Below are 9,576 nucleotides of genomic sequence, written 5' to 3' on the forward strand. Positions count from 1 at the left end.
AGAGCCGGCGCAGATAAGAATCGAACCCCGGTGGCATCAGGCCGCCGGGGTTTCTTCTTGCCCGTTTTCGGCGGCCCCCTCGGTTGCTCTATCAGTTGTGGTCCCTCTCAGCGCTCAGAGGCGCCACAAGTGATAGCGCAACGGGGGGTGCTCGGGGGCGCGGGGACGTAGTCTTGTGCGCATGGATACTGCACCGACGAACACGTCACCGGCCGGTCCCGTCACCGMGGTCATTGTTGTGGCTGCCGGCTCGGGCCAGCGCCTGGGATACGGCATGCCCAAGGCCAAGGTGCCGTTGGGCGGGGATAGCATCCTCACCCACGCCCTGCGGGGCGTGGCKGCCGCCGGGATCGCGCAGCAAATCTGCGTTGCCATCCCCCCGGGAGATGCCKAACTGCGTGCGTTGTGCGAGGCCTTCGCGCAGGAGCTGGCGGTCGCACACCGCCGCAACGCGGCGACAGGTCACGCCCTCCAAGGTCCGGTCGTGACCGTCGTCGAGGGCGGTGCGAGCCGCGCCGAGTCAGTCCGCGCCGCGATGGCCGCGCTCCTGCCCGCTGTGGAATCCGTGCTGGTCCACGACGCCGCCCGGGCACTGACGCCGGAATCCGTCTTTCACCGGGTCGCCGCCGCGCTGGGCGCCGGTGCCGCAGCCGTCATTCCCGTGATGCCGGTGGTGGACACCGTCAAGACCGTCGAACCGACCACCGGCGCCGGCGCCGCGGTGGCCCCCGAGCTGGTCACCGGGACGGCGCCCCGGGAGTCGCTCCGGGCCGTCCAGACGCCGCAGGGATTCGCCCTCGACACCCTCAAACGCGCCCACGAGGCCGCCGCCGGGTTCGACGCCGGACAGGCCGCCCTCGTCACGGATGACGCAATGCTCGTGGAACTCCTCGGCGTGCCCGTCCACGCCGTGCGCGGTGCCAGCCAGTCCCTCAAGATCACCACGCCCCTGGACCTGGTCCTTGCCGAGGGGCTCCTCGAAGGACCCCTCGGCGCACGCTGGGTGGAGGGATGAGCATGTCCGCCAGCCMGCCCGTCATCCCCCGGACCGGAATCGGAATCGACGTCCACGCCTTCGCCGCCGAGGACCAGCCGCAACCGCTGTGGCTTGGCGGACTCTTCTGGGAAGGGGAGCGGGGGCTGTCCGGGCATTCCGACGGCGACCCCGTGGCACACGCTGCTGCCGACGCGCTCTTCTCCGCCTGCGGGGTGGGTGATCTCGGCACGCATTTCGGGACGGACCGGCCCGAGTATGCMGGCGCGTCCGGTGTGACCCTGCTGGCCGAGGCCGCCCGGATTGTCCGCGCCCACGGGTTCGAGATCGGCAATATCGCCGTGCAGTTTGTGGCCAACCGRCCGAAATTCGGCCCGCGGCGGGAGGAATCCCAGCGAGTCCTCAGCGACGCAGCCGGCGCGCCGGTCAGCGTCACGGCCACCACAAGCGACGGACTCGGGTTCACCGGCCGCGGCGAGGGGATCTCAGCCGTTGCAACGGCGCTCGTCTATCCGGCCGGCTGACCACCGGAGGTTGAACGCTGCAGGCCTCCGTCACCTACGCTTGAGGGGGAAGACCCCGCCGTGACATTCCGTCCCGAACTGCCAGGAGACCTGCCGTGAAGAAGCTGCTGACCGCCGTCGTACTTGTGGCCGGKACCATGCTGAGCGGCTGTGCCGTCTCGACGACGGCGCCCCAGACCCCCAGCGCCACGCCGAAGATGAGCGTCGAGGACAGCTGCAAGTTCCTCAACACTGATACCTTCGTGCCCTCCGGGACCGCCAAGGAGCAGGCCGCGCAGATCGGGCAACACTACCAGGAGGTCGCGGACAAGGTGGCGCCGGAGGTGGGCGCCCCCATCCAGCAGATGGCCGACATCATGAAACAGGTTGCCGCGAGCCCCACGGGGGCCAAGACGGACGAACAGACGGCCCAGCTCACCGAGCAGATCAACAAGATCGGGCAATACTGCAAGTAGGCTGCCGGACCGACGGTCCCGCACTGGCCGCAAGGCAGTAGGCGCGGCGGCAGACACGCCGGTGAGCCCGCTTAGCGCCATCGGCTAATCTGGAGCGGTGACCCTGCGCTTTTACGACACAGCATCCGCCGAAGTCCGCGACTTCGTCCCCTTGGTACCTGGCCAGGTGAGCCTGTACTACTGCGGAGCCACCGTGCAGGGCATGCCACATGTGGGCCACATCCGCTCCGCGATCGCATTCGACCAGCTGACCCGCTGGCTKCAGTACCGGGGTTTCCGCGTGACGGTGGTCCGCAACGTCACGGACATCGACGACAAGATCCTCGCCAAGTCCGCGGCCTCCTTCGGCCCCGACTTTGAGGACGAACCCGGAGCCGTCCGCAACGAGGAATGGTGGGCGCTGGCCTACCGMTACGAGCAGGAATTCCTCAAGGCCTACGACACCTTGGGCGTCTCCCGCCCCACCTATGAGCCCCGCGCCACCGGCCACATCCCGGAAATGCACGCCCTCATCCAGCAGCTGATCGATCGCGGCCACGCGTATCCGGCCCTGGACGACTCCGGCGACGTCTACTTCGACGTGCGCTCGTGGGACAAGTACGGCACGCTCACCCGCCAGAAAATCGACGATATGCAGGGTGCCCCGGACGCGGACCCGCGCGGCAAGAAGGACGCCCGCGACTTCGCGCTGTGGAAGGGCTACAAGGAAGGGGAGCCGACGACGGCGAGCTGGTCCTCCCCGTGGGGCGCCGGCCGCCCGGGCTGGCACCTCGAATGCTCGGCGATGGTCACCAAATACCTCGGCACCGAGTTCGACATCCACGGCGGCGGGCTGGACCTGCGCTTCCCGCACCACGAAAACGAGATGGCCCAGTCCCAGGCGGCAGGCCACGGCTTCGCCAACTTCTGGATGCACAACGGGATGGTCACCTACGCCGGCGAAAAAATGTCCAAGTCCATCGGAAACACCGTCAGCCCGGCGGAAATGCTCGAAGTCGCCCCGGCCCGCGTCGTCCGCTACTACCTGGGGCAGGCGCAGTACCGCTCGGTCCTGGACTACCAGCCGAYGTCCCTGCAGGAAGCGGCCGCCGCCGTCGAACGGATCGACGGTTTCCTCAACCGGGCCGGCCGGGTCCTTCCTGACGCCTCGGCCATGGTTTCGACCACGTCCGCCTCGCCTGAAGAATTGGCCGCCGCTTCCGTGCCGGAGGCGTTCGCGGCCGCTATGGATGATGACCTCAATGTCCCGCAGGCCCTGGCTGCGCTGCACGAAGCGGTCCGGTCCGGGAATRCGGCCCTCACAGCGGGCGACCTTGATGCCGCGGGGCAGGCGCTCAGCAGCGTCACCGCCATGCTGGATGTCCTKGGCCTGAATGCCACAGCAGGGCCCGCCGCGGACGAGCACGCCACCACTGCTCTTGGCGTCCTCGTCGAGGCACAGCTGGAAGCGCGGGCCAAGGCCCGGGCCTCTAAAGACTGGGCTGCTTCCGACGCCATCCGGGACACCCTCGCCGCCGCCGGCGTCGTCGTCGAGGACGGCCCGGACGGGGCCAGCTGGAACCTGAAGCGCGGCTGAGTAACTGCTGCTGCGCCGTCTGACATCCATGTCTGGCCTTGCCTCGGGCCATCGCGGATCGAGGATTTTACTCGGGTCAGTAGACTGGAGGTCAGACTTATCAACAAAGTACGTAACAAGCAGGGGTGGAACTCATGGCCAACAACGGTCGCCGGTCGGTCAAAATGAAGAAGGGCCCTACCGTCGGAACCGGCGGTCACGGGCGCAAGGCACTTGAGGGCAAGGGCCCCACGCCGAAGGCGGAGGACCGCCCCTACCACAAGGCGTTTAAGAACAAGCAGCTCGCGGAACGCTCCGAGGCCAAGCGTGCCAKCGGAAGCCGCACCACGAGCACCGCAGCCCGCGCCGGCCGCTCCGGTCCGAAGGGCCGCGCCACCGAAGAGGTCGTCACCGGCCGCAACTCGGTGGTCGAAGCGCTGCGCGCCGGCATCCCGGCCAAAGCACTGCATGTCGCCGTCCGCATCGAAATGGACGACCGCGTCAAGGAATCCTTGAAGCTCGCCGCCGAACGCGGCATCCCGCTGATGGAAACCGGCAAGCCCGAGCTCGACCGCATGACCGATGACGCCATCCACCAGGGCCTCGTGCTGCAGATTCCGCCGTACGAATACCAGGACGCCTACGAACTCGCGGAAGAGACCCTCGAGGCCTGGAAGAAGGGCCACGTGGCCAACGCCCCGCTCTTCGTCKCACTGGACGGCATCACCGACCCCCGCAACCTCGGCGCGATCATCCGCTCCGTCTCGGCTTTCAGCGGCCATGGCGTCATTGTCCCGGAGCGCCKCTCCGTGGGCGTCACCGCCTCGGCTTGGAAGACCAGCGCCGGCGCGGCTGTCCGTGTACCGGTCGCACGCGCTGCCAACCTGAACAACACGCTCAAGGCCTTCAAGAACATGGGCATCTACGTGCTGGGGCTCGACGGCGACGGCGACGTCTCGCTGCCCGATCTCGCCCTGGCCACAGAGCCGGTGTGCCTCGTCGTGGGTTCCGAGGGCAAGGGCCTCAGCCGCCTGGTCCGCGAAAACTGCGACCAGATCGTCTCCATCCCGATCGACTCCGCCATGGAATCCCTGAACGCCTCCATGGCAGTGGGCATCTCCCTCTACGAGATCTCCCGCCAGCGCGCCGCTAAGTAGTCCCAGCTTCTTTGGGGTTGGGTTCCGCCGGAACCGTAGTTTTGCCGTCGCTTAGACACCTCCCTGCACCTCGTGCGGCCGCTAGCGGCCTTGCTCGGTTCCGGTCGGCGATGCGCTCCGTAGCAAAACCCCGGTCCCGGCGATGAGCCTCGCTCGCTTTTCGCGGTAAACGGCAAAACGCTCTCTCACACCTTGAACTGGTCACCTTGTGGGGGAGCGTTTCCGTTTAAACCGAGAACGGCCACAGGCAACGCGAGGTCATATCGCGTCCATCCGAGGCCCCAAAATGGGCGCGATATGACCCCGCGTTGTTGTTGGCAGCGCACGCCTGTTGTCTTTTGTAGCAGCCGAGCGGGCGGTTCCCCAATGTCGACCGGGCGCCGGGGGCCTGCAAAGGAGCGCATCGCCGACCAAAGCCGGAAGAGGCCGCTCAGCGGCCGAAKTCGGCGACGGGAGGTGTCTAAGCGACGGCAGGGCACCGGTGTCCGCGGGTGGCGACCACAAATGGAAGCAACCGTGCCGTCTAGAACTTGTGGCGGTTGGCTAGGACCGGGAGGTTGGTTCGGGCTTCCTTGACTGTGGCGGTGTCCAGATCGGCGAATAGCAGGCCGGGGGCGCCGTCGAGCTCTGCCAGGAGGTCGCCCATGGGGGAGACCACCACGGAGTGCCCGACGCCGGTGGGGGCGGAGCCTTTGACCGGGTGGCCCACGCTGGCGGGGTCGCCTTGACCGCAGGCGAGGACCAGGGTGGTGGAGTCCAAGGCGCGGGCGCGGGCCAGGAGCTTCCACTGCTCGGCCTTGCCGGGGCCCGAACCCCAGGAGGCGCACACAATGTTCACGTCAGCGCCGCGGTCCGCGTTTTCCGTGAAAAGGTCCGGGAAGCGGATGTCGTAGCACGTGGCGAGGCCGAACGTCACGCCGTCGAGCTCAAAGGTGACGAGGTCGGCGCCGGCGTCGACCGTGTCCGACTCCGCGAAGCCGAAGGCGTCGAAGAGGTGGATCTTGTCGTAGCTGGTCTCGAGGCCGCGGCCGGTGACGAGCAGGGTGTTGCGCACCTTCGCGCCGTTGCCGGCGGTGCCGGGGGTGAACATCCCCGCGACGATGACGATGTCGAGTTCCGCGGCGAGGGCGCGCACGTGTGAGGCCCACGGACCGTCCAGCGGCTCGGCAATATCCAGAAGGGAATTTCCGAAAGCCCGCATGGCGGCTTCCGGGAACACCACCAGGTCCGCGCCACCGGCTTTTGCCTGACGCGCATAGTCCTCCAGAAGGGCCAGATTCCCGTCCAGATCGCGTCCGGTGATGATTTGGGCTAATGCTGCGCGCACAATTACCTCCAACTCGGCGCTTCATTCCAGTATGCAGTGCGGCGCTTCCGTACACTGCAAAACGTCATGAAAACGAAAATGAGGGCCATTTGTTCGGCCCGGCTAAGCTTTAAGCAATGGTTATGCCCTTTATAGAMACAGCTTCCACCGTAGACGCTTCGCGAGCGTTTCCGCTGGGAATCAGCGTTCCCCACACCGGGTCGCCGGCAGTGGACGATCCCCGCGGCGCGTTCGCCAACGTGGCTGTCTACGCGCCCGGCGTGACCACCCTTGAGATMGCGTATCAGCMGCCCGGGGGAACCTGGCAGGTCAAGACCCTGCCCAACATCACCGACGGCGTCCACCACGGCATTGTGGAGGGCATCCCCGCAGGGTCGCGCTACGGCTTCCGGGCCTCTCCGGAACACGAGGCCCTCCCACTGTCGATGCCGGCCACGGATTTTGACGCCGTCGGCGAGCAGCCGCTGCTGATGGACCCGTACGGCCGGGCCGTCGACGAACGCGAAGGGCTGATCACCAGCGTCCGGGTCGGCAACGACTTTGACTGGGGGGTGGACCGCAGCCCGCGCGTGCCGTGGCGCAACACGATCGTCTACGAGGCCCACGTCAGGGGCCAAACCAAGCTGCACCCGGATATTCCCGAGGAACTGCAGKGGACCTACGCCGGCATGGCCCACCCGGCCATGATCGAGCATCTGATCTCACTGGGCGTCACGGCGATCCAGCTCCTGCCCGTCCACTTCCACGTCGACGAGCCGCACCTGCAGCAGCTCGGGCTGACCAATTACTGGGGCTACAACACGGCCGCCTTCTTCGCCCCGCACCCCGGCTACGCCACCGCGGCGGCCCAGGCCGCCGGCGCGCACGCGGTCCAGGACGAGTTCAAGGGCATGGTCAAGCTGCTGCACGCCGCMGGGCTGGAGGTCATCCTCGACGTCGTCTACAACCACACCGCCGAGGGCGGCACGGACGGTCCCACCCTGGCCTTCCGCGGCCTGGGCGAGATGCAGTACTACCGCAACGACGGCCACGGCAGGTATGTGGACACCACGGGCTGCGGCAACAGCCTGAACTTCGGCGAGCCCCGCGTGGTGCAGCTGGTACTGGATTCCCTGCGCTACTGGGTGAACGAATTCCACATCGATGGCTTCCGCTTCGACCTCGCCGTCACGCTGTGCCGGAACAGTGCCAACGAATTCGATCCCCGGCACCCGTTCCTTGTCGCGGTGGGCGCCGATCCCGTGCTGTCCGGCATCAAGTTGATTTCCGAGCCCTGGGACGTGGGTTACGGCGGCTGGCAGACGGGCCGGTTTCCGGCCGGCTGGGTGGACTGGAACGATCACTTCCGCGACGCCGTCCGCAGCTTCTGGCTCGCCGACCGCGCTGCGATCGACRCCGGCGGTAACGGCGGGCCGGTGGCCCGCCTCGCGGACGCCCTCTCCGGTTCCGCCGGGCTGTTCGAGTCCTCGGGCCGGTCCCGGCTCGCCTMGCTGAACTTCATCACCGCCCACGACGGCTTCACCCTGGCCGATCTGACCGCCTACGACCGCAAGCACAACGAGGCCAACGGGGAGCAGAACCGCGACGGCCACGGGGACAACCGCAGCTACAACCACGGCTTCGAAGGCCCCACCGAAGACCTCGACATTCTCGCCCGCCGGGCCCAAAGCAGGCGGAACCTCATGGCCTGCCTCATGATTTCCCAAGGCGTACCCATGATTACCGCCGGCGACGAGATCTGCCGGACCCAGCAGGGCAACAACAACGCCTACTGCCAGGACAACGCGCTCACCTGGATTGACTGGACCAACACCGCGGAATCCMATGCGATGCTGCGCACCACCAAGCGCGTCATCAGGCTGCGCAAGGAGTTCCTGGCCAGTCAGCCGCATGACTACCCCGCGCGCGACACCCAGTCCTACTTCCACTGGTTCGATGTGGACGGCAACCCGATGTCGGCCGACACGTGGAATGACCCCGCCCACCGMGTGATCCAGCTCCTGCTCGGTTCCGACGACGGGMACGTGGACGGCCTGGTGGTGGTCAACGGCGGTGCCGACGACGTCAAGGTCACCCTGCCGCGGCTCAGCAACGAGGACGGTACCGGGCACCGGCGCTTCGAGCTTCGCGTGACCACCTCCGAGCTCCATGACCGGCGTCAGGGCGCTCGTGTTGCCTCCGGTGAACGGGATGTCGTCCAGGCCAACTCGATTAATATTTACCGCACCTGATCATCCGCAAGCCAAGGACCCCATGAAGATTTACTCGGCAGACACCTGGACCATTGAAGAACTCACAGAGCAAATCGACGACGCCGGCCGCCGCACCCTCGTGATCCCCGCCGCCGACACCAGGCAGGCGGTCCTGGAGACCTTCAGTGAAGTCCTGGACTTCCCCGAGGATTACGGCGTGGACCTGGACGCCCTGCATGATTCGCTGCACGACGTCGCCGATGCCGTAACGGACGCCGGCGAGGCCCCCGTCACCGTCATCTGGCAGGTCCCGGCCGCGCTCCGCGCGGACCGCTCTTTCGGTGTCATCTGCGAAACGCTGCAGGACGCCGAGAGCTACGCCGGCACGAGCCTGGACGTCATCGCCGTCTGCCTCTAGGTGTACTCAGCCAAGAGGTTAGTTACATCTGCTGATGGGTGGTCGTCCTCCGAGGGCGCTGTGGTTGCGGCGGTGGTTGTAGAAGTCTAGCCAGCCGGTCAAGGCGTGTGTGCGGTGGTCGCTGGAGTTGTAGGCGTTCTTGTAGGCCCAATGACCTTGGCGAAGTCCGCGGACCGGATGTAGGCCAGGGCGTTATCGGTCATGACTTCGCGCACGGGTGCCCCGTTCGCGGCCATGAACGCCGCGGCGTTGGCCAGGAACCGGGCGCAGGTCGGGCCCTTCTCGTCCGGGAGGACCTCGACGTAGGCCAGACGGGAATGGTCGTCGACGGCAACGTGGACGTAGTCGTAGCCCAGTCCGCGGCCTTTCACGGCCTCGCTGCGGCCGTGGACCCGCCACCCGCCTCCCTTCGGGACTTTCCCGAGTTTCTTCACATCGATGTGCAGCAGCTCCCCGGCGGTGTCACGTTCGTAGCGGTGGTCGGTGGCCCGGCCGGCGCGGATGCGTTCGCCGCTGATCGGGTCCAGTTCCCACAATCGGGGCAGGCCGGCCCGGGCGATGATCCGGGAGACCGTGCGGGCCGGGACCTTGCAGCGTTCGGCCAGCTCGATCGGGCCTTCACGGTGCTTCTCGCGCGCCGCGAGGACCTCGTCAACCTTCACCTCCGGGGTCGCGTGCGGGCACGAGCGCGGCCGGGAGGAACGATCCTCCATCCCGTCCCGGCCGTGCTCCAGATAGCGACGGAGCCACCGGTGTGCGCAGGCACGCGAAACACCCATTTCCTTCGCCACATGGGCCACGGGACGACCCTGAAGGACGCGCTGGACAAGGATGCCTCTACCGGCAGGAGTCAGACGGGCATTACGGTGGACCATGAAGACCTCTTAGTCGCTAGGTGTGTGTGGTAACCACCAACCTAAGAGGTCTTCACCCTTTCACCGTGTAACCAACGTC

General features: G+C 67.0%; 8 protein-coding genes and 1 pseudogene. 7 read left to right on the forward strand and 2 right to left on the reverse strand.

The features are described 5' to 3' along the window. The first annotated feature begins 181 nt into the window (after positions 1-181). The 5 genes from ispD (at position 182) to rlmB (ending at position 4,685) form a co-directional block, all read left to right on the forward strand. On the forward strand, positions 182-1,015 hold the full coding sequence (gene ispD, locus AC1DBQ_RS08480; protein ID WP_476928078.1) for a 2-C-methyl-D-erythritol 4-phosphate cytidylyltransferase: 834 nt from the start codon (positions 182-184) through the stop codon (positions 1,013-1,015). 2 nt (positions 1,016-1,017) lie between these two features. Beyond that, the gene (ispF, locus tag AC1DBQ_RS08485) at positions 1,018-1,518 is read left to right on the forward strand and encodes a 2-C-methyl-D-erythritol 2,4-cyclodiphosphate synthase (protein WP_476928079.1); all 501 of its coding nucleotides are present in this window, start codon (positions 1,018-1,020) and stop codon (positions 1,516-1,518) included. 95 nt (positions 1,519-1,613) lie between these two features. Continuing rightward, positions 1,614-1,973: a hypothetical protein gene (locus tag AC1DBQ_RS08490; RefSeq protein WP_476928080.1), complete on the forward strand. Its 360-nt coding sequence runs from the start codon at positions 1,614-1,616 to the stop codon at positions 1,971-1,973. A gap of 97 nt (positions 1,974-2,070) precedes the next feature. Beyond that, complete coding sequence (gene cysS / locus AC1DBQ_RS08495) at positions 2,071-3,549, forward strand: cysteine--tRNA ligase (protein WP_476928081.1); 1,479 nt, start codon at positions 2,071-2,073, stop codon at positions 3,547-3,549. Between the two features lie 134 nt (positions 3,550-3,683). Continuing rightward, positions 3,684-4,685: a 23S rRNA (guanosine(2251)-2'-O)-methyltransferase RlmB gene (rlmB, locus tag AC1DBQ_RS08500; protein WP_476928082.1), complete on the forward strand. Its 1,002-nt coding sequence runs from the start codon at positions 3,684-3,686 to the stop codon at positions 4,683-4,685. Between the two features lie 523 nt (positions 4,686-5,208). On the opposite strand, the gene AC1DBQ_RS08505 is transcribed toward rlmB, so the two are convergent. After that, on the reverse strand, positions 5,209-6,012 hold the full coding sequence (locus AC1DBQ_RS08505) for a carbon-nitrogen hydrolase family protein (RefSeq protein ID WP_476928083.1): 804 nt from the start codon (positions 6,010-6,012) through the stop codon (positions 5,209-5,211). Between the two features lie 116 nt (positions 6,013-6,128). Between AC1DBQ_RS08505 and glgX the strand changes: the two genes are divergently transcribed. Both glgX and AC1DBQ_RS08515 read left to right on the forward strand, forming a co-directional pair. After that, positions 6,129-8,243 (forward strand): glycogen debranching protein GlgX, encoded by a 2,115-nt coding sequence (gene glgX, locus AC1DBQ_RS08510; protein ID WP_476928084.1) that lies wholly within the window; start codon positions 6,129-6,131, stop codon positions 8,241-8,243. Positions 8,244-8,265: 22 nt separating this feature from the next. Continuing rightward, positions 8,266-8,622: a barstar family protein gene (locus AC1DBQ_RS08515; protein WP_476928085.1), complete on the forward strand. Its 357-nt coding sequence runs from the start codon at positions 8,266-8,268 to the stop codon at positions 8,620-8,622. Between the two features lie 18 nt (positions 8,623-8,640). Here AC1DBQ_RS08515 and AC1DBQ_RS08520 read toward each other — a convergent pair. After that, a pseudogene (locus AC1DBQ_RS08520) lies at positions 8,641-9,497 on the reverse strand (helix-turn-helix domain-containing protein). Between the last annotated feature and the right edge of the window lie 79 nt (positions 9,498-9,576).

It is taken from the genome of Arthrobacter sp. 10T413_2, assembly GCF_056394205.1.